Origin of the sequence: Streptococcus canis (genome assembly GCF_900636575.1) — a bacterium.
Taxonomy (GTDB): Bacteria; Bacillota; Bacilli; order Lactobacillales; family Streptococcaceae; genus Streptococcus; species Streptococcus canis.
Genome location: NZ_LR134293.1, coordinates 1072038 through 1096886, shown reverse-complemented (window position 1 = coordinate 1096886; position 24849 = coordinate 1072038). Strand labels below are relative to the sequence as shown.

Sequence of the window (24849 nt, the reverse complement as noted above, 5' to 3'; positions counted from 1 at the left end):
CTTTGTTTCATTATAGTACAGCCTAAAAGACTGAACACGCTTTAGCTAGTTACATAAATTGTTGTGGTTCATGGTCAATAGTCACTTTTAAATCACGGTTATCTGGCGCCTGACTCCAATCAAGCAGGTGATTGAGAGTTGCTTCTAAATGGTCTTCAAAACGATATTTCAAGATAATTTGGTAATGGTACAGATTATGCGTTCTAGCAATTGGTTTTGGGGTTGGCCCTAATATCTTGATATGTTCTGATAACTCTTCTTTAAGGAGTCCCATGACCTGATAAGCTCTCTTGACAACCTCTTCCTCTAGGCGGTGTGATAGCGTGATACCCACCGTAAAACAATAAGGGGGATAAGCCATCTGATGGCGAATGGCCATCTCGTAACGGTAAAAGGTTTCAAAGTCCTGCTGCTTAGCTAGCTGAATAGCATAATGATCTGGGTTATAGGTTTGAATCAGCACTTCACCAGGTTTATGAGCACGGCCTGCGCGACCAGCAACTTGTGTTAACAATTGGAAGGTTTTTTCTGATGCCCTAAAATCTGGTAAGTTTAAAGAAGTATCTGCATTTAGCACTCCAACCAGTGTCACATTTGGAAAATCCAAACCCTTGGCAATCATTTGTGTTCCCAACAAGATGTCAGCTTCATGATGACCAAAGCTAGTTAAAATCGCCTCATGACTCCCCTTTTTTCGTGTAGTGTCCACATCCATTCGCAATATTCTAGCATCAGGAATAACTTCTTGTAATTCGTCAACAGCTTTTTGTGTCCCTGTGCCATAATAGCGGATACTATTGCTATGACACTCAGGACATGTTCTTGGAATGTGTTTGTGAAAACCGCAATAATGACAATTCATGGTTTTAGTATCCATATGGAGAGTTAAAGAAATGTCACAGTTGGGACACTTATCCACATAACCACAATCTCGACACATAATAAAACTGGAATAGCCACGCCGATTAAGCATCAAAACCACTTGCTCTTTTTTGACCAGTCGATCTTTGATTTTATCAATTAAATAGGGGGTAAAATTACTAACCGTTTGCTGTCCAATATAATCTCGAAAATCAACAATAGCAACCTCAGGTATCTTGGCGAGAGGATTTGCTCTTTGCGTCAATTGAATAAAATGATAAACACCCTTGCTAGCCCTGGCACGGCTTTCAATGCTAGGAGTTGCCGAGCCCATCACCACTACTGCTTGGTGATACTTAGCTCTCAATAAAGCCACCTCTCTAGCATGGTATCTTGGATTAGTTTCTTGTTTATAGGTTGACTCATGCTCCTCATCAATAATAATAGCACCGATATTTTCTAAAGGAACAAAAATAGCAGAGCGAGCACCGACCACAAGCTTGGCTTGACCTCTTTTGATTTTTTGCCACTCATCAAATTTTTCACCATCAGATAAGCCTGAATGCATCATAGCCACCTGTTTGCCAAAACGGGAAATAAAACGGGAAGTCATTTGAGGGGTTAATGAAATCTCTGGCACTAAAACAATAGCTGTTTTAGCTTGTTTTAAAACAGCTTCGATAATATGAAGGTAAACTTCTGTCTTTCCTGAACCCGTAATTCCTTCAATTAAAAAGGGCTTGCTAGGTTTACCAATCTCTTCAACAATTTGATTCACTGCTGATGCTTGTTCGTCATTTAAAGTTAAAAAGGAAGTGGCTTCAACCTGATCAAAATATTGCTCACTACGATTGACTTGGCGTTCGTCAATCCTAATCAAATCATTTGTCACGAAATAAGCAACCACATCTCGAGAAAAATTCTGGTAAAGGTCTGCTAATTTACTTTCCTGAGATTCCTCCAAAAGATACTCTTTTAAAAGCTGCCGCTTTTTAGCTCGAGGAGAAATAGGATGATCTGCCAATTTAGTCATATTAACCTGATAATATTTTTCGGTTTTGACATTTTTTTTGTCCTTGGCCAGATAGTTTACTCTAATTTGCCCAGCTTGTATGGCTTTAAGCGCTGCTTTTTCTCTGTCTTGGTCTAAAGTGGAAGATAAAATTGAGGCCTTCTCCTCAAAAATATAAGCTCTGCTAGTTTCTTCTAGGGTTGATTCTGGCCATAATTCTTTGTCGTAATTAGAATTTAGCAAGTTGGGAATCATTGCTTTTAAAAGCGTGATTTTATAAGAAAAGACCGTTTTCCGAAGTTGGTCTGCTAGATCCAGCTGCTCCTGGTTAAGCACTGGTTCAGGATCTAACACAGTCTGAATCATTTTGAGAGAGCTTGACTCTTCTTGAGTAAACGAAATGACAAAGCCCTGCAACAACCGATTGCCATTACCGAAAGGAACGTGCACTCGAGACCCCACTTGCACAAGTGACGCTAATTCCTTGGGAATGCCATACGAAAAAGGCTTGTCCGTCTGCATTAACGGAATATCAACAATCACATGAGCTACTTTTTCCATTCGCCAATCCTTTCTATCATGATTATCCGAGGAAATATGAAAAAATCTAAGATTTCATCAACCTTAGATTTTTTCTCCTTCTTCTTCTTTTTCTTTAGCGATTTGCTCTTTAATTTTACGCTCTTCTTCTTCTTTTGCCAAGCGTTCTGCTTCAATCTTTGCACGAACAGCTGCACGTTTTGCCGAAGGATCAGGATGGATAACAACGTTTCCTGACTCAATTTCTTCAAGGGCTTGAAGGGTTGATTTTACTGATTTAAAGCTTTGAGTTGGTGTTGCTCCAGCCTCTAATTCATGGGCACGCTTAGCCTGTAAAATCACAAGTGAATATTTGGACGGTACTTTATCTAATAAGGTATCAATGGAAGGTTTCAACATCATAACATTTGCTCTTTTCTATCTATCATCTAAGGGGGGTAGTGGTTTTAATCATTTTATCGTAACGGCCAATCACGCGCTCCACACGAAAATGTTCCGTTTCAATAATGCGTTTCACACGTTCTGCCGCCAAAGGAACCTCATCGTTCACAACCGCATAGTCATATTCACGCATGAGGGCAATTTCTTCCTTAGCTCTTTCAATCCGCTGCGCAATAACTTCTTGGCTATCCGTACCACGACCAACTAAGCGGTCTTCTAGTTCGTCCAAGTCTGGTGGCGTTAAGAAAATAAAAACACCATCTGGCACTTTTGATTTGACCTGAAGAGCACCTTGGACTTCAATTTCCAAGAAGACATCAATCCCTTTATCAAGGGTTTCGTTAACATAAGTTAGGGGTGTACCATAGTAGTTCCCCACATACTCAGCATACTCTAGCATTTGACCATTTTTTATTAATTCTTCAAATTCTTCTCGTGTGCGGAAGAAATAATCAACCCCATCAACTTCACCTGGTCTTTGTGGACGAGTCGTCATTGAAACTGAATATTCAAATTTATGATCTGGCGTTGAAAAAATTTCTTGTCTCACCGTCCCTTTTCCGACACCTGAGGGGCCAGAGAAGACGATTAACAAACCGCGTTCAGACATTGTGTTCTCCTTATTAATTGCTTTCTAATAGTTTATCAAAAAGGCTACTCTTTTTCAAGAAAATTCTCAAGAGTAACCTCATAAAGGAGCTGGGCAAAAAGCCTAACATAAACAAAACCGCATGAAATCTTTCGTTTACAAGCGTTGATTTCATACGGTTTCTTGTTTCGAAAATTTGAAAAAATCAATGAGATGTCGACTTTTGCCCAGTCTCTATTTAGCGTAATCAATTACTCGCATTTCACGAATAACAGTCACTTTAATATTTCCTGGGTAATCCAAGTTATTTTCAATCTTCTCTCTCACTTTGTGAGATAAGATAACAACTTGATCATCTGAGACTTTTTCAGGTTGTACCATGATACGGATTTCGCGTCCTGCTTGGAGGGCAAAGCTATTTTGAACCCCATCAAAGCTTGTAGCAATCTCTTCCAAATCACGGAGACGTTTGATGTAATTTTCCATTGACTCATTACGAGCACCTGGACGCGCTGAGCTGAGGGCATCTGCTGCAGCTACAAGCACAGCAATCACTGAGTCTGGCTCCACGTCACCATGGTGACTAGCAATAGTATTGACAACAACTGGGTGTTCTTTGTACTTACGTGCAAATTCCATCCCAATTTCAACATGACTGCCTTCAACCTCACGGTCAATGGCTTTCCCCATATCATGCAAGAAACCTGCCCGACGTGCTAAGGCAACGTTTTCGCCTAACTCACCAGCCAAAATTCCCGCCAATTTACCAACTTCAATGGAGTGACGCAAGACATTTTGTCCAAATGATGTTCGGAATTGGAGACGACCCATGATTTTAATCAGATCAGGGTGAAGATTCGGCGCACCGATTTCATAGGCAGCTGCCTCACCGTACTCACGAATGCGATTGTCCATTTCAAGACGATTCTTCTCAACCAATTCTTCGATACGCGCTGGATGAATACGACCATCTGCAATCAATGATTCTAAAGTCATGCGAGCAATCTCGCGACGAATAGGATCAAATCCTGATAAAACAACCACTTCAGGAGTATCGTCAATAATAACATCAATACCAGTTAAACTTTCTAGGGTGCGAATATTACGACCTTCACGTCCAATAATCCGACCCTTCATGTTGTCGTCTGGAAGATGAACACTAGTAATGGTTTGTTCAGTCACATACTCACCAGCAAGGCGTTGCATGGCCTGCGCTAACAAGTCCTTGGCTGTTTTATCTGTCCTGTCTTTGATGTCACGTTCGGCATCACGAATGCGAGTGGCAATTTCATGGGTCAGTTTGTTTTCTGTCTCCATTAGAATCACTTCACGCGCTTCTGCAATCGTCATAGCAGCAACTCTTTCCAGTTCTGCTTTTTTCTCCTCTTCAAGCTTTTCAACTTGAACTTGCCGCTCATCAATATGTTTAGATTTATCGGTCAGACTTTGTTCTTTACTATCCAGTACTTTTTCTTTACTTGATAGATTTTCATCCTTGCGGTCAAGAGTTAGGGAGCGCTCTGCTAAGCGTGTCTCTAATTGTTTAAGCTCTTGTCTTTCAGATTTGAATTCCTGTTCAATTTCTTCACGATATTTTCTTGCCTCTTCTTTTGCCTCCAAAAGTAATTCTTTGCGATTCGCTTTACTTTCACGTTGAGCTGTTTTTTTGATGTGTTCAGCATCCACTTCTGCTTTCCCACGAATATCAACAGCTTCTTGTTCAGCGTTTAAAAGAGTCAACTCTGCAGCTTCCTTCGCAGACTTGAGTCTAATCGAAATAAGTGCATAACCTAATGTTAAACCAATGAGGGCAGAAACAATTAATAATATGATATTAACCATGTTTGTACCTCAATATATTCTAGATTTCATTAATAGAAAGCCATCTCTTAGTTTATCACAAATTGAGCTTTTACACAATTCCAATTCATTTTAAAAAAGACTGTAAGAAGTCATCCATGGTGTAAGCTCTATTTTAAAATAACTTTTTTTTCAGACTCGTGTTAAGATAACTCGCCAAGAAATAGGACCTTCCATTAGAATACACGTAATGTCCTTTATATTGATATGATTCTGCAATAGGTTTGGGACAAATAGTTAAGATGTTGTGATTATTTTTGGTAGAATTAAATATAAAATCCCAAGAGGAGGACATTAAAACAATATTAGGTCTGACTGGGTGACGCTCACAAACTACAAGCACTAAGTGGTAAACCATGAAACTAGGGGTCAAATAGCACAAGCCGTTCACCTGTTAATTTTTCTCACCGAATAACTTCTCTGGAAGCTTAGCGAGGGCGCAAAGACAGGCATACAGATAATGCTGACCGCTTAATTTCATAAGTCTTAACTAAACGATCAGCCATGCCTGTTAGAGATAGCAAGACTGCGATGTCAACATTTCCCACCAGTAATTCATTTTTAAGTTGGTAAGCACCGATCTCCCTGACATTGAATTCTCGGATTTTCTAAAATCAGTTTTGGCATTACTTCTGATAAAATAAGAGGGAGTACCAATATTGATACTTCCCTTTAGCCCTTTACTGTAATCATGCAATTTCAACAATGTGTCATTATAGAATCTCAAAACCTTTTAAGTGTCCTTGTACTAATTATCACCACGATAGGTTAAGCCAATAATACGACCTTTTTTTCGTTTAAAAAACTTAACATCTTTCATTTTTTCAAAATCATTGACTTCATGCTAAGTGTCGGCTGCAACACATATAACAGTTCCGCCGCCTAGTTCAAGTTAAAATGATTTTCAAGGATTGCGATAAAATAACAAATTTGTTTAATAGACAAATGGTTATCTCCTTGTCTATCCGTCTTTTTTTGATAGTATTAGTTCTAATATGACATAAGTGATTTTTAATTGCTATTTTCAAATCTATCAAAAAAATTTAGATGCTTATAAACATTCTATATTTTGATTTCGAGCGGTTTCTTTATTATCTTAGATGATGTAGAAAACGTTTTTTGAAACATGAAAGGATTTTACCTTATGAAAAACATAGTTATCGTTGAAGCTTTACGTACACCCATCGGAGCCTTTGGAGGTGCCTTTAAAGAGGTTTCTGCTGTTGATTTAGGGACAACTGTTCTCAAAAGCATCATCAACAAAACCAAAGTGACTCCTGAGATGATTGACGAAGTCATTATAGGCAACGTTCTCCATGCAGGATTAGGGCAAAACGTTGCCAGACAGATTGCTATCCACTCTGGCATCCCTAGTGATAAAACGGCCTTCACGCTTGATATGGTCTGTGGTTCAGGACTCAAAGCTATTCAGCTGGCAGCACAAAGCATTATGCTAGGTGATGCAGATATTGTCGTTGCTGGTGGTGTCGAAAACATGTCACAAGCAGCTTATGTGTCAATTCAGCATCGCTTTGGTCAACGTCTTGGTAACAGCCAGTTGATTGACAGTTTAGTTCACGATGGCTTAACAGATGCTTTTAACAATTACCACATGGGTATTACAGCTGAGAATGTAGCCCAAAACTACGGTATTTCGAGAGAAGAACAAGATCAATTTGCCCTTCACAGCCAAGAAAAAGCAGCTAAAGCCCTTGAAAGCAATCGTTTCGCTGAGGAAATCGTTCCTGTCTCAGTGCCACAACGTCACCATGACCCTTTAATCGTATCTGTTGATGAATACCCAAAAACCAATACTAGTCTTGAAAAACTTCAATCCTTGCGCCCTGCTTTTCTTCCTGAAAAAGGAACTGTAACTGCCGGTAATGCCTCTGGCATTAACGATGGTGCTGCCTTACTGATGTTGATGACCGAAGAAAAGGCCGTGGAGCTTGGCTTAACCCCTCTGGTCACAATTGAAAGTTATGCTAGTGCAGGGGTTGCCCCTGAACTAATGGGAACTGGACCTATTCCTGCTACCAAAAAAGCGCTAAAAAAAGCTAGCTTGACTATTTCTGATTTGGATTTAGTGGAATCCAACGAAGCATTTGCGGCACAGTCATTGGCTGTTTTAAAAGACCTGAATTTAAATCCTGATATCGTCAATGTGAATGGTGGTGCCATTGCCTTAGGTCATCCTATTGGGGCCAGCGGAGCTCGTATTCTTGTAACACTGATTCATGAAATGAAAAAACGACATGCTCACAGAGGGCTTGCGACCCTTTGCATCGGTGGTGGACAAGGAACTGCTATAATCGTTAAGAATAATACCTAATTTCGTGAAAGTTGGTAGAAAAAAGGTGTAAAGAAACCTTTATTCCTGTTTCAGTAAGTGCTTTTAGCACATAAGTCATTGTAATAGTCTTTGATATGTTTTCTTAGCCTTTTCTTCTCCACAAGTAGCCACTTTCTCATTATTTGTGTTATGATAAAGTGTAAAGCAAAGGAGATTGAAATGACAAAAGAAGTTATTGTCGAAAGTTTTGAGCTTGATCATACGATTGTAAAAGCCCCTTATGTTCGTCTTATTTCTGAAGAATTTGGACCAAAGGGCGACTGTATTACAAATTTTGATATTCGCCTAGTGCAGCCTAACCAAAATTCCATTGAGACAGCTGGCTTGCATACCATTGAGCACTTGCTTGCCAAGCTCATTCGTCAACGCATTGACGGGATGATTGATTGCTCTCCTTTTGGCTGTCGAACAGGTTTCCACCTTATCATGTGGGGAAAACAGAGTTCAACTGATATTGCCAAAGTGATTAAATCCAGCCTAGAAGAAATTGCAACTGGGGTTACTTGGGAAGATGTTCCTGGAACAACTATTGAATCCTGTGGTAACTACAAGGATCACAGCCTTTTTTCTGCTAAAGAATGGGCTCAACTTATCCTTGATCAAGGGATTTCAGACGATCCTTTTGACCGCCACGTGATTTAGATTAACCCTCTTAACAAATAATAGACACACGATTATCTATAAAAGCCCAACGTTTCTTCAGCTGAAAAGTTGGGCTTTTTGAGTTCAGTAAAATAAGGTCATCCAAAAAGGCAAAAGAGGTTAGAACAACACAACTTATCCTAACCTCTATCGTTATCTTAATAATCTAAAGCATCGGCATGCCCTTTGGCATTTCCTACAAAATAACCAGTCTTACAATTAATAGAAAACAGATAAGTGCCATCTGGCTTAAACATATTATAGTAGCCATTACCATTAATAATGTTAACAGGTTCTAAAATATACTGATTTCCAGAAATATAGCCCCTTGCTTGTGAAGTTGCCACAATTTTTTCAAGAATACCAGGATTAAAGGCCCAAGATGGATTAGCCCTATCAGCAATAACATCTTGATTATAAGGCACACGTGATAAATGCCGTTGCAAACTCGCTGGGTCATAACCTGTCAAGCCATAGCCAGATAGTGCTACTGATGCACTTGGCTCTTGAGCTGCTGGTGCTGCAGAGGGTACTTGAGCCTGGGCAGCTTGTTCATTAGCTGCTTTGGCGACTTCAGCCTTGCTGGCTAGTTGCTGACGACCTTCCGTGATGCTCGCCTGCAAGACAGCATCAAGGGTTGCATTTCCTGTTGTCAGGGTTGCACTTGATAAATCATCAAAATTAGCATCGGTCTTGACTTCAGCCGAAACCTTTTCACTATCGACAACAACGTCGGAAACAAATTTACCGTTAACTGCTGTAATAGCAGCAATAGCTTTCTTGAGGGAATCGACTTTTGCTTTCGCCTTATCATAGTAAGCAGAGCCTTCCAAAGCTTTCAAAGCAGCTTCTAAATCTGGCAAGGTAGCAAAGGCGCTATTTTTTAATTTGCTCTTTGTGGCATCTGTATAAAAAGTACCATATTGTTTTTCGAAGGCTTTAGCAGCAGCCTTCAAGCGAGTTGCTTTTTTAGCACTGTCGGTCTGCGAAGAAGCCTTTGTTTGACGACTTGCTGTTTGGGTTGTTTTCCCACTCTCTTGTTTCAAGTGGTTCCAACCAAATGCAACTGCAAGAATGGCCAATAATAGCAGAAATAAAGCTATTAACCAACCTTTTTTCTTGTTTTGTTTGGCTGGATGGTGGCTATCTTCAGAAAGAAACTGATCTCTTTTTGGTTCTTCCTTGGTCATCTGTGGTTCCGGAATGACCTTCTCTAATGGGACTGACACAGGGACTGTCGCTTCCACCGGAAGCCCAGTTACCACCGCAGTAGCCTCCATCGGAGCCAAGTCTTCAGCTACTTCTTCAACCAAAGTGCCATCTTGCTCAGCAGGCTCAGGCGATACAGGTTCGACATCAACAAGACCCGCCTGACTCAATTCTTCTCTTTGCTTTTTAATAAAATTGTCCAAACTAGCCGTATCGAGTTCCATGTATTTAGCATCGAACTTTTGAGAAGAAACTTCATCACGATGCTGCTTGATATATTTATCCAAAATACTATCGTCTTCAGTGACACCTGCTTTTATCTCTGACTCTTTACGAACAGCTTCACCGACGGTCATCGTCTTAGCTTCATTAAGACCAAGTGTTTGCGATTCTTTTATTACTTCAACTTCTTTGCTTTCTTCTGACACGCTTCTTACCTCTCTATATCAGATGTCGCTTTACCCTTTCCCCATAAAATTGGTATAAATCAACTTTTAGGGTACCATTGTAGAGTTTACGTTTTTTATCGGCTTTTTGACCATATTTTCGTTCAAAACTTTCGTCACTGGTCAAGATAAACTTGCTCCACGTTTTCAATGGTGCAAAGGTTTGCCCCATTTCATTATACAAGATGTCAACAGCTTTGTCATCAAGCAACCGTTCCCCATAAGGAGGATTTGAGATGATAACACCATTAACTTTGTCTGTTCGAAAGTCTTGGAGACGCATTTGCTTAAAGGTAATCACACCAGATAAGCCAGCTTCTTCAGCGTTACTTTTGGCAATGTCAATCATACGACCATCAATATCAAAGCCAGAAATATCCAATTCTACATCATAACGTGCTTCCTTATCGGCATCATCACGCACTTTTTGAACCAAGTCTTTATCCACCCAGCTCCATTCTTCAAAAGCAAAGGTGCGATTAAAACCAGGAGCAATATTCATTCCTATCAGCGCAGCTTCAATACAGAATGTTCCTGACCCACAAGTTGGGTCAACTAGAGGTTTATCAGGGAACCAGTTAGATAATTGTAAAATAGCAGCTGCCATATTTTCCTTAATCGGCGCGCCACCTTTTTGAACACGATAACCACGTTTAAACAAGCTAGAGCCAGTTGTATCAATCATAATAGTGGCTTGGTCTTTTAAAATAGACACTTCAATGTTAAACTCGGATCCAACCTCTTGGAGGGGAACACCTTCTGGCCTATGGAAATGCTTTTGTAACTTCTTGACAACAGCTTTTTTGGTAATAGCTTGAACACTCGGTTCGTTGTGCAGTTTTGACTTGACACACTTGGCTTTTGAAATCGGAAACTTAGCACCCAACGGCAAATAATTTTCCCAATCCAAGCCAAAGACACCTTGAAAGAGTTCTTCAAAGGTCCTAGCAGGGAATTGTCCTACGATAATTTTGATGCGGTCTGCTGCACGTAGCCAAAGGTTAGTTTTAGCAATCGCTTCTAAATCACCTTCAAAATAAACTTTCCCATTTTCAACCTGACAGTCAAACCCTAATGCTCTTACTTCCTTACCAACGACAGCTTCTAATCCTGCGGCTGCAGTCGCAACTAATCTAAATGTTTCTTTCATAATTCTCTTTCTTTTAAATCAAATAAAAGCTAGCAAGTGCTAGCTTAACCTATTATGCAATTTTCTATAAGCCATGTTTTGTTCCAGAAATGACTAGGCATCATCTCCTTCGATAATCATCTGTCTACCGTCTGTTGACAGTCAGGATAGCTTGTTCGTTTCCAACTATCCCATGCCCCTACCAAAGTTTGGGTTGCTAGCTTGAGGGGTTTACCGCGTTCCATTTTTTACGTTTCCATAAAAACTACGTCACTGTGGCACTTTCAGAAGTACTTTGGCATATCCAAGGACTTAGCCATTTTCTCCGCCGTAATGTGCAAGCACATCCCTAGGCTTATTTGTTCGCCTAGCACAATCACTACTGGCATCACAGCCAGTGCTAGCATGGACTTTCCTCATAGTATTGGAATACTACGCGATTATCCAAAAATTGCACCATTTTGATTACTCAATAATTTGTTTTCCAAAAACTTCCTTTTCCAACTTACTAATACGCTTCAAAATATCAAAATTAGTAGCTGATTGCGCGATGCGTGTTGGTTGAGGTATTGGCTGTTGAGTAGCTGCTGCCACCGTATTTCTAGCTTGAAACTTCGCCTTTTTCAAGGCTTCATTTTCAGCTTTTAAGGCCTCAATCTGAGCATTGAAATTCTCATAATCTTTGATGACGTTATCAAGAAATTCATCAACTTCTTTTTTATCAAAACCTCGCATACTAGTCTTAAATTCTTGCTCAAAAATGTCCTTTGGACTATAAATAATACTTGTCATTCTTTACTCTCCGAACGGTCAATCTTTTTACTAAACCACGATTTAGTATCATTACTAATGATACAGAAAAATAATTTAAAAAGCAAGTATTTAAATACCAATGCTTATTAAAAACACCTTACTATTCTTCTACAATCTCATTTAAGCGGTCAAAGGTCAAAAAAGACAAGTCATAATGTGGTAAGTCCTTCATTTTAGCCACAAGGTATTTGAGATTGGTCTCATTCTCACTATCATAAAAAATATACGCACCATCTGTATTAGCTAACAAAAAATGATGGTAACGACTAAATTGTTGAGGGTTCTTATACATTGGAAAACTGTACTTAACGAAGTCGACAGCCTTAAATTGGCTTAACACCTCCTGGTTTTTTGCATTCCAATTATGCCCGTGTGTTTCAAAAGGAAAGATGGCTGCTACTTGTAAGGGATAGTCTTTTTTTAATTCATTAGCCACTTCTAAGGCCCACTGTTCAAAACCTAGATTTCCTGTAAAGATAAACCAATCCACACCTTGTTGTAAATAGCCAATCAAATCCTTCCGAATGGCTTTCTTAATTATGGAAATTCGCTGGTCTTTCGGGTCAAAAATTCCTAGTTCAAAACTTCGATACCCTGTTATCAGAATTGCAGTCATTAAGTGTTATCCTTTCAGAAAATATGTTATAATAAGAATGCTTAAATTTTTTAGCATTAAGTAGATGATGTTAGGAGAACAATGGTCAACTACCCTCATAATCTTATTCGGCAAAAACCAAATTCTGTTCAAAAGCGATCAAAACAAAATAAGGTGGATTTTGCTAACCGAGGCATGTCCTTTGAAGCAACTATCAATGCGACAAACGATTATTATTTGTCACAGCAAATAGCTGTTATTCATAAAAAACCTACCCCTATCCAAATTGTTAAGGTAGACTACCCTAAGCGTAGTCGCGCTAAGATTGTAGAAGCTTACTTTAGACAGGCTTCCACAACTGACTATTCTGGTGTTTACAAGGGGCATTATATTGATTTTGAAGCTAAGGAAACCAGACAAAAAACAGCCATGCCCATGAAAAACTTTCATCTTCATCAGATTGAACACATGGTAGCCGTTTTGGAGCAACAAGGAATTTGTTTTGTCCTTCTTCACTTTTCGACCCTCAAGGAAACCTACTATTTACCTGCTAAAGCACTGATTGATTTTTATCAAATCGATCACGGGAACAAATCCATGCCCCTCGATTATATCAGAAAACATGGCTTTGAGATAGTGATGGGAGCATTTCCTCAGGTCCCTTACTTAGACATAATAGAACAAAATTTTTTAGGCGGTGATTACAATTAAAAATCCAAAAATCCTTAAATGGCTAAAATATGTACTCGGTGCTATCCTTAGTCTTATCATTGTGACAATCGTTTTGGGCGGACTTTTGTTTGCTTTTTATATTAGCAGTGCTCCAAAATTATCGGAAGCAGAGCTTAAATCGACCAATTCAAGCCTTGTATACGACGGCAATAACAACCTTATCGCTGACTTAGGTTCTGAAAAACGTGAAAATGTGACAGCTGATAGTATTCCTATTAATTTGGTCAATGCCATCACTTCTATTGAAGACAAACGTTTCTTCAACCACCGTGGGGTAGATCTTTATCGTATTTTTGGTGCAGCCTTCCACAATTTAACCAGCAAAACCACTCAAGGAGGGTCAACTCTTGACCAACAATTGATTAAATTAGCATACTTCTCAACCAATGAGTCCGACCAAACTTTGAAGCGTAAGGCTCAAGAAGTATGGCTTGCTCTGCAAATGGAGCGTAAATACACCAAACAAGAAATTTTAACCTTCTATATTAATAAAGTGTATATGGGCAATGGAAACTATGGTATGCTGACTGCAGCTAAATCTTACTATGGCAAAGACCTCAAAGATTTGTCCTATGCACAGTTAGCATTATTAGCTGGTATTCCACAAGCCCCAAGTCAATACGATCCTTATACACAACCTGATGCTGCTCAAAATCGTCGTAATGTCGTGCTACAACAAATGTACATGGAAAAGAACATTACCAAAGCTGAATATGAAGCTGCTCTTGCTACTCCTGTTGCCGATGGTCTCCAACCTCTTCAACAACGCTCAACCTATCCAAAATACATGGATAATTACTTGAAACAAGTTATTGAAGAAGTTAAAAAAGCAACCAACAAAGACATTTTCACTTCTGGCTTAAAAGTCTACACTAACATTATCCCAGAAGCTCAACAAACCCTCTACAACATTTACAATTCTAATGATTACGTGTACTACCCTGACCAAGATTTTCAGGTGGCATCAACCGTTGTAGATGTTACTAACGGTCATGTTATCGCCCAACTAGGTGGTCGTAACCAGGATGAGAACGTTTCTTTTGGAACCAACCAGGCCGTCTTGACAGACCGTGACTGGGGTTCCACTATGAAACCAATCACTGCTTATGCTCCAGCCATTGAATCTGGAGCTTACAATTCTACCGCTCAATCTACTAATGACTCTGTTTATTATTGGCCTGGCACTACTACCCAGTTGTTCAACTGGGACCGCAAATACAATGGTTGGATGACCATTCAATCAGCTATTATGCTATCTCGTAACGTTCCTGCTGTTAGAGCACTTGATGCGGCTGGCCTTGACTATGCTCGTTCTTTCTTGAGCGGTCTTGGTATTAATTACCCTGAAATGCATTATTCAAATGCTATTTCAAGTAATAATAGCAGTTCTGAGACCAAGTATGGAGCAAGTAGTGAGAAAATGGCCGCTGCCTATGCCGCCTTTGCTAATGGTGGGATTTACTACAAACCACAATACGTCAACAAGATTGAATTCAGCGATGGCACCAGTAAAGTCTTTGAAGATAAAGGCAAACGTGCCATGAAAGAAACAACAGCCTACATGATGACAGATATGTTGAAAACGGTTCTTTCTTACGGTACAGGTACTGCCGCTGCTATTCCTGGCGTTGCCCAAGCTGGTAAAACGGGTACCTCTAATTACACTGACGAAGAACTGGCTAAAATTGGTGAGAAGTATGGCCTTTATTCAGATTATGTTGGCACTCTGGCTCCAGATGAAAACTTTGTTGGCTTTACCAATCAATACGCTATGGCTGTCTGGACAGGTTACAAAAACCGCTTGACCCCAGTTTATGGTTATAGTTTAGAAATTGCCTCCGATGTTTACCGCAGCATGATGACCTACTTAACAAATGGTTACAGTGACGATTGGACCATGCCAAGTGGTCTCTACCGCAGTGGTGGTTTCCTTTACTTAAGCGGGACTTATGCAAGTAACACTGACTATACCAATTCGGTTTACAATAACCTCTATGGTAATACCTCATCGTCCACATCTAGTCAATCAACGACTACTGATGAAACGACAGATACCAATGATGCCAACGGCTCAACCAGCACTGAAAGTGGCGCTGATCATGCCACAACAGATGATAAAAAAACAAATCATTAAAAACCAAAACTCCCTTGGGTTTATTCAATCCCAAAGGAGTTTTTTGTGATTATGATTAGGCTAAAGCACCCATTGGATCCCAAGGGGCTAGCATTTGTGGCTCTGCTTCATAGGCCGCTAGCTCGTCAGCTGTTAAGAATTCTTTACGGACAACGATTTGATAGGTATATTCGTCCATCCAAGCATCTGAAGCAACAAAGTAACCCTTGTCACCAACCTTCTCACCCCATGAATTTTCAACCTTCCATTTTAACGGTTTTCCTGCTTCATCTAAGTCAACACCTGTTAAGACCATAGCATGTGTCATCAAACTTTCACTGTAATCCAAGCGTCCAGCCTTATCTTGACTAAGACGAATATCCATGCTAGCTGCAAAATCGTAAGTATTAGTTGCCAAAATGCCTTTTTGACGATCTGAAACTTGACCCACATCAGAGCCAAACCAAACGGACTCACCAGCCTGCAGTTGCTTGATGGCAAGTTCTTTGAAGCGATCCATCTCCAAATTGAGGTAGCGAACTTCACGACTACCAACCACATTACCTAGCATGTCAACGGTATAGGATTTGCCATAAGGCTTATCTGAAGTTGGGGCATTGATAACAGAAACGTAATCAGATAATTTTAGCCCTACAAATTTGTCATAGAAAGTTTGAGGTGTCAAGCCTTTTTCAAGATGATATTGATTATCTTTGTCACGGTAGGCAAAGTCAAAATGACGAGGTGGCAAGCCTAACGTCATGGCCAAGAAGTTGAAAATTTCTTGAAGAAGTTCTGCTTTTCGATTCCCAACTTGTTTTTCATCAGCACCTGTCGCAATCAGGTCACGAAGAATTTGAGCATCTTGTCGCAATAATTTATTCAAATACTGATTTAATTCACGGCTGTTACTTGATGAGATGGATTCTGGGTAAACTGATTTTGGCACCACTCCATACTTCTCAAACAAGGAAACCACCATGTCCCACTGACCACCATCTTGTTGTGGAACATCCAAGAGAAACTTGACTTTACGACTGGTTAATTCTTGGTCAGCTGTAGCAATGACCTGTTCCATAAACCAGTTGGCTTTTTCATACTTATCCCAAAAGAAAGTATGAGCTTGTGACAACTCAAAATTTTCTAACTTAAATTCTGTGATTAATTTGTGTCGGAAAGTGTTCAAGGCAGCAAACATCCAGCAGCGACCCGAAGCCTTTTGATTGGATACCTTGTCCTTAGTTAAATCAATAGAAAACACAAAATCATTGTCTACTTCGCTTTGACGGGTTTCTAATGATTTTAGCAAACCATTATGTGTAACGGCATTCTCAATAGCTGAGAATTTTGCATTGGCTTCGTAATGAGCAAATAATTGTTCTGTAAATGTCTCTGTTAATGCTGACATTATTGTCCTCCTAAAATATTAAGATAAACTTCACCTGAAATAATACTGGCAAGATGGTTCCAGCCATTTTATTCTAAAGGATTACTTCTATTATAGACCTTATTTGATTTTCTTCAAGAAAAAAGTTAGGCTAACCTAACTTTTTGTTTTCTTTTTTAACCTTTGAACATCATCTCTTATTTCCAAAACTCATCAAAAATGGTGATTGGCAAATGACGCTTGTGTTGCCCTTTCTGCCACCACTTTTCAATGGTTGCCTGAGATTCCTCAGAGATAGCTTTCCCTTCGAGGTAGTCATCAATCTCTTGATAAGTCACTCCTAAGGCGACTTCATCAGCTAAACCTGGTTTTTGATCTTCCAAATCAGCAGTTGGAACTTTTTCGTAGAGGGCAGCATCTGCTCCTAAAACTTTCAAAAGAGCCTTTCCTTGGCGTTTATTAAGCCTAAAAAGCGGTAGAATATCGGCACCGCCATCGCCGAATTTAGTAAAGAAACCAGTGATGTTTTCTGCAGCATGGTCCGTTCCGATGACTGCACCAGCTAATTGACCAGCAATCGCATATTGGCTAATCATGCGCTGACGTGCTTTAATATTACCCTTATTGAAATCAGAAATCTCGATGCCAGCCTCTTGCAAGGCTGCTACTTGACCATCCACGGCTGCCTTGATGTTAATGGTAAGGGTTTGGTCTGGCGCAATGAAAGCCAAGGCTTTTTGTGCATCTGCTTCATCAGCCTGAACCCCATAAGGCAAGCGAACAGCTATAAATTGATAAGCAGAATCACCTGTTTCAGCTCGTAATTCAGCAATAGCCATTTGTGCCAACTTACCCGCAAGGCTAGAATCCTGTCCTCCAGAAATCCCTAAGACATAAGTTTTCAAGAAAGGATGCTTATGTAAATAAGCTTTTAAAAAATCAATGGTTTTTCGAATTTCTTCTTGTGGGTCAATGCTAGCTTTGACCCCTAGTTGACGAATAATCTCTTCTTGTAAGGTCATTTTAAATCACTCTTTCCATGAGTATCTTTACGAATTTTATCAATCAAGGTCATCTTGTTTTGCCAAACATCTCGCGCCAAATCAACTGGGTAATCTTGCGGGTTGAGCACGCGCTTGTATTCGTCCCAAAGCTTGTCAAATTCTTTTTTAGCGTAAGCCTTGATTTCAGACAAGGTCGGTAGCTGGTAAACCAATTCCCCCTTGACAAAAACATCAACTAAGAGAGGAACAGCATCAAAATCTCTGACCGTCTTATTGATATAAGTATAGGTTGGGTGGAACATCTCAATTTCAGTCAAGGCGTTGACGTCAATATCAGTAAAGGTAATATAATCACCTTCTGACTTGCCTTTTTCATGGCTAGTAATGCGCCAGACTTGTTTTTTTCCTGGCGTAGATACTTTTTCAGCATTATTAGATAACTTAATGGTATCACGCATGGTCCCATCCTCTTGTTCAATGGATACAATTTTATAAACCGCTCCTAAGGCAGGTTGGTCATAGGCTGTGATCAGTTTGGTACCGACACCCCAAACATCAATCTTAGCCTTTTGCATTTTCAAGTTGAGGATGGTATTTTCATCAAGGTCATTGGAAGCATAAATCTTAGCCTCGGTAAAACCAGCGTCATCCAGCTGCTGACGGACTTTTTTAGAAAGGTAAGCCAAGTCACCAGAATCCAATCGAACACCTAGGAAATTAATCTTGTCACCCATTTCTTGAGCCACTCGGATAGCTGTTGGCACACCTACTTTAAGTGTGTCATAGGTATCCACCAGAAAAACACAATCTTTGTGTGTCTTGGCATAAGCCATGAAAGCATCATAGTCATTGCCGTAGGCTTGGACAAGGGCATGGGCATGGGTACCAGAGACAGGAATATCAAAAAGTTTGCCTGCTCTCACATTACTTGTTGCATCAGCTCCGCCAATCATTGCTGCGCGGGTTCCCCAGATTGCAGCATCTAATTCTTGTGCACGACGGGTCCCAAATTCTAAAAGCGGCTCATCTTCAATCACAGAACGAATACGGGCTGCTTTGGTGGCAATCAAGGTTTGAAAATTAACAATGTTCAAGAGGGCTGTTTCTACCAATTGACATTGACCAAGGGGGCCTTCCACTTGCACAATTGGTTCATTGGCAAAGACCAAATCCCCTTCTTTGGCAGAACGAATGGTCAATTCCAAACGCAACTCTTTGAGGTAGGTTAAGAAAGCGTCATGATAACCCAACTCTTTTAAATAGGCTAGATCAGCTTCAGAAAATTGAAATTGGTTCAAGTACTCCACCATACGTTGCAAACCAGCAAAGACAGCATAACCATTGTTAAAAGGCTCCTTGCGGAAATAGACTTCAAAAACAGCATGACGGTTATGGATGCCTTGTTCAAAATAAACTTGCATCATATTAATCTGATATAAATCAGTATGGAGTGTTAAACTATCATCTTTATACATAAAGGGGACTCCTTTGAATTATTGTTATTATTATAACATATTTTAAGAGAGGGTTTAGGACGAGGGTTTAGAAATCTATCGCCAACCTGATTGTAGAAAAAAGAACTGATTCCAAACCATCACCAGTTGAAAGCTGGTAATAGTAGGACTCAGTTCATAAGGACATTAGCTTCGCTTAAATTTTAAATGGCTGTAAATCCCAAAAACAATAATCCAAATCGTTGCTCCAATAGCACCAATATAAGTGGATTCTTGCAAGAAAAGGGAGATAAAAACAAAGGCAAAAAATGCAAGCGTCAACGGCGTCGTAACCTTATATTTTGGCATCAAATAGCCATCTGCCATAAAGTCACTGGATTGGCGATATTTCCAATGAGCAAGCATGGTCAAGGCATAGATTGCAATGTAAACACCAGATGAGGAGGCTGTGATAAGGGAGAAAGCATCTGCAACTCCTGGCAAAATATTAATCAGGGCTGAAATACCAACCACAACAGCTGAAGCAATGATAGCACGGCTTGGAACACCTTGACGTGATAAGGTATTAATTTTTAAGCGATTGGTCAAGGCATTTGGAGTCTCATTGGCAATCTGATAGAGATGACGACCAGTTGAATAAAGGGTTGAATTGAGGGCTGATGCTGCTGAAGTCAAAACCACAAAGTTAATCAAAGCGGCTGCCCATTTAATCCCAACCAGCTTAAACACCATTACAAATGGAGATTCATCAACTGGTAATTGATACCATGGCACAATTGCCATAATAGATACCAAGGCTCCTACGTAGAAAATAACAATACGGGTTGGAATTTCTTGAATGGCTTTTGGCAACACTTTTCTTGGATTGGCTGTTTCAGAAGTGGTGATGCCAACAAATTCAATAGCCTGATAGGCAAAGAAAACCATCTGGAAAGCCATGAAGAATTTCAACTTCCCCTTTGGAAACAAGGAAAAGTGGTCAAAAATATTAGAGAGGCTGGCATGCCCTGTATGTGTTTCAAAACCTGTTAGAACCATGAAAATCGCTGTCGCAATCAAGGCTAAAATAGCTACAATTTTAATCATGGCAAACCAAAACTCTGTTTCTCCAAAAACGCGCACGGCAATCAAGTTGATGGAGCTTAATAGCACCAAAAAGACAAGCTGGATTAGCCAGGCTGGCCAGGTTGGAAACCAAAATTGAACATAGGAACCGACCGCTGTGATTTCAGCCATTCCAATAAAAACAAGGGAAATCCAATAGGATAGCCCCGAAAAATAACCCCAGCCTGGACCAATGTATTTGGTAATAAAATTGATAAAGGTATGTTGGTCTGGGTCATAATAGAGCATTTCGCCAATAGCGCGCATCATCATAAACATGAAGGCACCTGTAATCATATAAACAAAAATAATAGATGGTCCTGTCAAGGCGATGGAGCGTCCTGCCCCTAAAAAGAGACCTGTTCCAATCGTTCCTGCAATCGCAATTAACTGCACATGACGATTTTCTAAGCCCCTTACCATTCCATTTTCTAGTTCTTTATTGTCTGTTTGTTCTTTTATAGACATTCTAAACTCCATTCACTAAAATACTATTTATTATATCCTCTTTTCAGAAAATTTTCAACATTTATCTAAAGGAGAAGTGAGCAAAACTCAGGGTTCTAGCAGCGGTATTTAGCCAACAGGTCACTAAAAAAGAGGAGGGCAGCTGCCCCACTCCTTCTAGCTTTCTGATGGCATATTCTCAATGTAATGATAAACTCCTTGACCAGCGATGGCGCCATCTCCAACAGCTGTTGTGATTTGACGAAGGTCTTTTTGGCGAACGTCTCCAATCGCAAAGATACCAGGAATACTTGTGCGCATGTGATCATCTGTGATAATCCAGCCTTCTTGATCAGTAATGCCTAGCTCACTCACCATGCTTGTGACAGGAATCATACCAACATAGATGAAAACACCTCCAAAGGCATGGTCAGTTACTGTGCCTGTTTTCACATTTTCAACTAACACATTGGAGACCTTAATGTCATTGCCCTGAATTTCTTTAACAACAGAATCCCAGATAAAGTCAACCTTGTCATTAGCAAAAGCACGGTCTTGCAAGATTTTTTGAGCTCTTAATTGGTCACGGCGATGAACTACGGTTACCTTTTTAGCAAATTGGGTCAGGTAGATGGCTTCTTCTACAGCTGAGTCCCCTCCTCCTACAACAAGGAGGTCTTGATTTCTAAAGAAAGCCCCATCGCAAACAGCACAATAAGATACCCCACGACTGGTATATTCTTCTTCACCTGGTACCCCTAACACACGGTATTTAGCCCCTGTTGCAAGGATAATTGTTTTAGCATCATAACTCTCATCTTCGGTTGACACGCGCTTGTATGACCCAAAATCCTCTATTTTTTGAACAATCCCATAAATGTTTTCAACCTTAAATTTTTCCAAAGGTTCGTACATCTTCATTGATAATTCTGGTCCTGAAATATGGTCATAACCTGGGTAATTTTCAATTTCAGACGTGTTGTTCATCTGGCCGCCTGGAGCGCCTTGCTCGATAATGCCAACACGCAAGTTACTTCTTGCCGCATACAAGGCAGCAGTCATGCCGGCTGGGCCTGAACCTATAATTAATGTATCGTACATGTTCTAACTCCTTTGAATGATTCTGTCAACATTGTAGCAATCTCAATTCTTTATTGCAACGATTATGATTTTAAGACAACCAAAATACTCATAAAGGCAAAGGATAAAATTGGAATGGTTAAAATAGCAACCATTAACATCTCATAGAGAAAGGCCTGCCGTTCAACCAAGGTCTTATCTTTTTTCATTTTTGCCCGCCATAGTGTCCATAGTAAACAAATAGATACCATCGTCACGCTTGATAGGATAAGCCCCTTTAGGTAAAGGCTAAAAATTTCTATTAACATATTTCCACCTGGTCATTCTTACTTTTCCGGAAACTTTTCTTATTACACAAGATAAGAATAGGTCCAGGGATACCTAGACCTTTTTATTATAACAAAAGAATGGCATTAAATATACGTTTTTGAATAGCTTGCAAAAAATTCTTTGGTTCGTTCTTCTTTCGGATATTTAAAGACCTCCTCTGGAGTTCCTTGTTCCAAGATTTTCCCTTGCTCCAAAAAAAGAACCCTATCTGCGACTTGATAGACAAAATTCATATCATGACTAACCAAAACCATGGTTTGACCAGATTTTGCAGCATCAGCAATAGCTCTTTCCACTTCACCAACCAACTCTGGGTCAAGAGCTGAAGTTGGTTCGTCCAGCAACAAGACATCTGGCTTCATTGCCAAAGCCCTTGCTAAAGCCACCCGTTGTTTCTGGCCCCCTGATAAATGACGCGGGTAATGATGTTCCCGATCAGCTAGTCCAACCTTAGCCAGTTCTGCCCGTGCCAGCTTGGTCGCTTCTTGGTCAGATAGTTTTTTGACCACTTTGAGGCCTTCTTTGACATTATCAAGGGCTGTGCGTCGCTCAAAAAGGTTAAATTGCTGAAAAACCATGGCAAGCTTTCGACGTAAAATAAGAACTTGCTCCTTGGTAATGGTTTCAAAATTGACGGTAAACTCATCAATACTGATAGAACCCGTATCTGGTTTTTCCAAATAATTTAAGCTACGCAGAAAGGTTGATTTCCCTGCTCCCGAAACTCCTACTAAGGCAATAACTTGCCCCTTATCAATATCAAGGCTTAGATCGTCCAAAACTTTTTGACCTGAGAAGACCTTGCTCAAATTTCTAATTGTAATCATCAGCGCAATTCTCCTAACTTTTCATTTTTAGCTTGCTCTGGTACTTTGATGGCCATCTTGTTTTCAATCAAGCGACCTACCTGCTCCATCAAAATACTGATAGACCAATAAACAAGAGCAACAGAAATATAACGTTCAAAATAACGATAATCTGATCCGCCTAGAATTTGAGCTTGGGCAAACATTTCCACAATCCCTGCATTAAAGGCAAGAGAGGTACCTTTGGTTAGGCCAATTAAGCCATTAATCAAGGTTGGAATAGCCACAACAGCTGCATTAGGAATAATGACACGACGGTAAACCTGCACAGAAGTCATGCCTAGACTTTTTGCTGCTTCAATTTCACCTGTATCTACCGATAAAATGGCTGCTCGAATGGTTTCGCTAGCATAGGCTGCTTCATTAAAAGCAAAGGCTGTAATGGCAAAAATAGAAGCCGGAATTGCATTAATATTCCATTCGAAGCCATACTTCTGATTGAGGAATTTTAGAAAGAGGGGAATACCGTAGTAGGTCAACATTAACTGTACCAAGATGGGCGTCCCCCGCAGAAAGCTCACAAAAACGGCCTGAATAGGATAAAGCACCTTCACTTTGTTAATTTTGACGATGGCAAAAACCAAAGCCAAAACCAAACCAAAGATAGCCCCTGCCAGTGTCAAACCAAGAGTGATCGGAAGCCGTTGGATAATATTTGGAATGGCATCAAAAACAGCATGCCAACTAAAAAGTTTCCCATGTGGAATCGGTGAGATGAGTTGATCATACCAAGCCCAACCACTGGTTAAAAACACTGATGTCATGTATTTCCCCTTTATACTTGTTTGTCTTAATATTCTAACACTCTTAGACCCGCATGTAAAATAGTAAATCCGTATTATGGCAATAAGCAAAAATGATCACCAAAGCATTCCTTGAAAGATGTCAAAACTCCCTTATAAAACCCTAAGGAAGGTCTGAAACAAAGTCTCCTCCAAAAAAGTCTTGGCTATAAGTCTTTAATTTTCCTGATTTTTGAAGCTTAGCTAATCCTTTATTCACAAACGTTTGCAGCGCTTTCCCTTTTTTATCTTTAGCAAATAGATAATATTCTAAACCATCTTTATCACTAGCTAGGTTTCCGGTTAATTGATTCACTTTCAAAGAAAAGCCTTGCTCCTTGATAGCTGTCGTTAGGGAAATAGCATCATAGAAAACAAAATCAAGTTGACCTTCTTCCACTTGTTGTAACCTTTGTGTAAAAGGACTTGAACCCGAAACATAGCTTAAATGAATAGGCTTTTTATCTGGGTGGCTTTGATTCCATTTTTCTAACACTTGCATGTAGTTGGCTCCTGCCATGCCCTGCGTTTTTTTCCCTGAAAGATCCGCAAGACGACGATAAGTTCGCGAAGGTTTACTTGCCAAAGCATAATGAGATTTTGAAATAGGCTTTGAAAATAGGTATGTCTCAGCTCTTTCCTTGCTATAACCAAAATCATTGGCTGCAATATGGTAACGCCCAGAATCAATCCCTGATAAAATGGAAGGAAAAGAAACGGTCTTAATGGTGAGGCGGTACGTTTTGGAACCTTTAAAGATTTGTTTCAAAACTTCAATATCGTAGCCAGTGTGCTGACTGCCTTGCTTATAAGTAAATGGCTTGGTAACAGCATCTGTGGCAACGATAACCTCTTCTTTTGAGCCTGCCATTGCCTGTTGAACAAAGACCAATTGGGTTAAACTCAGTCCTATTATTAATAATCCCCTAAATAGTTTAGAATAAGATACCATTGCTAATCTCCCTTCCTTATCCTTGACAAAAGTCTAACAAATTTGAAATGCTTTGCCCAATACCATTTACCTATCAGCTTGATAAAAATCGTAATCACGGCTTATCAA

The 24849-nt window shown here is 39.9% G+C and carries 21 protein-coding genes and 1 other RNA gene; 4 read left to right on the top strand and 18 right to left on the bottom strand.

The window, feature by feature from the left end; translation table 11 throughout:
* Positions 1 to 49: 49 nt before the first annotated feature.
* From EL097_RS05680 to EL097_RS05665, 4 genes are all read right to left on the bottom strand, one after another.
* Complete coding sequence (locus tag EL097_RS05680) at positions 50 to 2434, bottom strand: primosomal protein N' (protein WP_003044732.1); 2385 nt, start codon at positions 2432 to 2434, stop codon at positions 50 to 52.
* A gap of 63 nt (positions 2435 to 2497) precedes the next feature.
* Complete coding sequence (gene rpoZ / locus EL097_RS05675; RefSeq protein WP_003044737.1) at positions 2498 to 2815, bottom strand: DNA-directed RNA polymerase subunit omega; 318 nt, start codon at positions 2813 to 2815, stop codon at positions 2498 to 2500.
* A gap of 22 nt (positions 2816 to 2837) precedes the next feature.
* On the bottom strand, positions 2838 to 3464 hold the full coding sequence (gene gmk, locus EL097_RS05670) for a guanylate kinase (RefSeq protein WP_093998974.1): 627 nt from the start codon (positions 3462 to 3464) through the stop codon (positions 2838 to 2840).
* 213 nt (positions 3465 to 3677) lie between these two features.
* On the bottom strand, positions 3678 to 5285 hold the full coding sequence (locus tag EL097_RS05665; RefSeq protein WP_003044743.1) for a ribonuclease Y: 1608 nt from the start codon (positions 5283 to 5285) through the stop codon (positions 3678 to 3680).
* A gap of 1162 nt (positions 5286 to 6447) precedes the next feature.
* Between EL097_RS05665 and EL097_RS05655 the strand changes: the two genes are divergently transcribed.
* On the top strand, positions 6448 to 7635 hold the full coding sequence (locus EL097_RS05655) for an acetyl-CoA C-acetyltransferase (RefSeq protein ID WP_003044746.1): 1188 nt from the start codon (positions 6448 to 6450) through the stop codon (positions 7633 to 7635).
* A 180-nt stretch (positions 7636 to 7815) separates the two neighbouring features.
* Entirely contained in the window at positions 7816 to 8298 is a 483-nt protein-coding gene (locus EL097_RS05650; protein ID WP_003044751.1) for an S-ribosylhomocysteine lyase, read from the top strand.
* 158 nt (positions 8299 to 8456) lie between these two features.
* Here EL097_RS05650 and EL097_RS05645 read toward each other — a convergent pair whose 3' ends face one another.
* The 5 genes from EL097_RS05645 to EL097_RS05625 all read right to left on the bottom strand — a co-directional run bounded on the left by EL097_RS05645 (position 8457) and on the right by EL097_RS05625 (position 12511).
* The gene (locus EL097_RS05645; protein ID WP_003044753.1) at positions 8457 to 9935 is read right to left on the bottom strand and encodes a cell division site-positioning protein MapZ family protein; all 1479 of its coding nucleotides are present in this window, start codon (positions 9933 to 9935) and stop codon (positions 8457 to 8459) included.
* Between the two features lie 13 nt (positions 9936 to 9948).
* Complete coding sequence (locus EL097_RS05640; RefSeq protein ID WP_003044756.1) at positions 9949 to 11103, bottom strand: THUMP domain-containing class I SAM-dependent RNA methyltransferase; 1155 nt, start codon at positions 11101 to 11103, stop codon at positions 9949 to 9951.
* A gap of 62 nt (positions 11104 to 11165) precedes the next feature.
* An RNA gene (rnpB, locus tag EL097_RS05635) (RNase P RNA component class B) lies at positions 11166 to 11534 on the bottom strand.
* Between the two features lie 13 nt (positions 11535 to 11547).
* Positions 11548 to 11874 (bottom strand): cell division regulator GpsB, encoded by a 327-nt coding sequence (gene gpsB, locus EL097_RS05630; RefSeq protein ID WP_003044762.1) that lies wholly within the window; start codon positions 11872 to 11874, stop codon positions 11548 to 11550.
* Positions 11875 to 11995: 121 nt separating this feature from the next.
* Positions 11996 to 12511, bottom strand: coding sequence for a DUF1273 domain-containing protein (locus EL097_RS05625; protein ID WP_003044763.1), 516 nt, complete (start codon positions 12509 to 12511; stop codon positions 11996 to 11998).
* An 81-nt stretch (positions 12512 to 12592) separates the two neighbouring features.
* On the opposite strand from EL097_RS05625, the gene recU reads away from it, so the two are divergent.
* On the top strand, positions 12593 to 13201 hold the full coding sequence (gene recU, locus EL097_RS05620; RefSeq protein ID WP_003044766.1) for a Holliday junction resolvase RecU: 609 nt from the start codon (positions 12593 to 12595) through the stop codon (positions 13199 to 13201).
* Positions 13188 to 15356 (top strand): penicillin-binding protein PBP1A, encoded by a 2169-nt coding sequence (pbp1a, locus tag EL097_RS05615; RefSeq protein ID WP_003044769.1) that lies wholly within the window; start codon positions 13188 to 13190, stop codon positions 15354 to 15356. The genes recU and pbp1a overlap by 14 nt, the downstream gene beginning before the upstream one ends.
* A gap of 55 nt (positions 15357 to 15411) precedes the next feature.
* On the opposite strand, the gene pepC is transcribed toward pbp1a, so the two are convergent.
* The 9 genes from pepC to EL097_RS05570 all read right to left on the bottom strand — a co-directional run bounded on the left by pepC (position 15412) and on the right by EL097_RS05570 (position 24741).
* The gene (gene pepC, locus EL097_RS05610; protein ID WP_003044773.1) at positions 15412 to 16743 is read right to left on the bottom strand and encodes an aminopeptidase C; all 1332 of its coding nucleotides are present in this window, start codon (positions 16741 to 16743) and stop codon (positions 15412 to 15414) included.
* 176 nt (positions 16744 to 16919) lie between these two features.
* A complete protein-coding gene (gene nadE / locus EL097_RS05605) occupies positions 16920 to 17744 on the bottom strand; it encodes an ammonia-dependent NAD(+) synthetase (protein WP_003044779.1) in 825 nt (274 codons plus the stop codon).
* Positions 17741 to 19201 carry a nicotinate phosphoribosyltransferase gene (locus tag EL097_RS05600; RefSeq protein ID WP_003044784.1) on the bottom strand — a complete coding sequence of 487 codons (1461 nt, stop codon included), beginning with the start codon at positions 19199 to 19201 and terminating at the stop codon, positions 17741 to 17743. The genes nadE and EL097_RS05600 overlap by 4 nt, the downstream gene beginning before the upstream one ends.
* A gap of 165 nt (positions 19202 to 19366) precedes the next feature.
* The gene (locus EL097_RS05595; protein ID WP_003044785.1) at positions 19367 to 20752 is read right to left on the bottom strand and encodes an amino acid permease; all 1386 of its coding nucleotides are present in this window, start codon (positions 20750 to 20752) and stop codon (positions 19367 to 19369) included.
* 156 nt (positions 20753 to 20908) lie between these two features.
* Entirely contained in the window at positions 20909 to 21832 is a 924-nt protein-coding gene (gene trxB / locus EL097_RS05590) for a thioredoxin-disulfide reductase (protein WP_003044789.1), read from the bottom strand.
* Between the two features lie 62 nt (positions 21833 to 21894).
* Positions 21895 to 22119 (bottom strand): DUF4059 family protein, encoded by a 225-nt coding sequence (locus EL097_RS05585; RefSeq protein ID WP_039994698.1) that lies wholly within the window; start codon positions 22117 to 22119, stop codon positions 21895 to 21897.
* A gap of 105 nt (positions 22120 to 22224) precedes the next feature.
* On the bottom strand, positions 22225 to 22968 hold the full coding sequence (locus EL097_RS05580) for an amino acid ABC transporter ATP-binding protein (RefSeq protein WP_003044795.1): 744 nt from the start codon (positions 22966 to 22968) through the stop codon (positions 22225 to 22227).
* Positions 22968 to 23771 (bottom strand): amino acid ABC transporter permease, encoded by an 804-nt coding sequence (locus EL097_RS05575; RefSeq protein WP_003044798.1) that lies wholly within the window; start codon positions 23769 to 23771, stop codon positions 22968 to 22970. The genes EL097_RS05580 and EL097_RS05575 overlap by 1 nt, the downstream gene beginning before the upstream one ends.
* 142 nt (positions 23772 to 23913) lie before the next feature.
* On the bottom strand, positions 23914 to 24741 hold the full coding sequence (locus EL097_RS05570) for a transporter substrate-binding domain-containing protein (protein ID WP_003044801.1): 828 nt from the start codon (positions 24739 to 24741) through the stop codon (positions 23914 to 23916).
* Between the last annotated feature and the right edge of the window lie 108 nt (positions 24742 to 24849).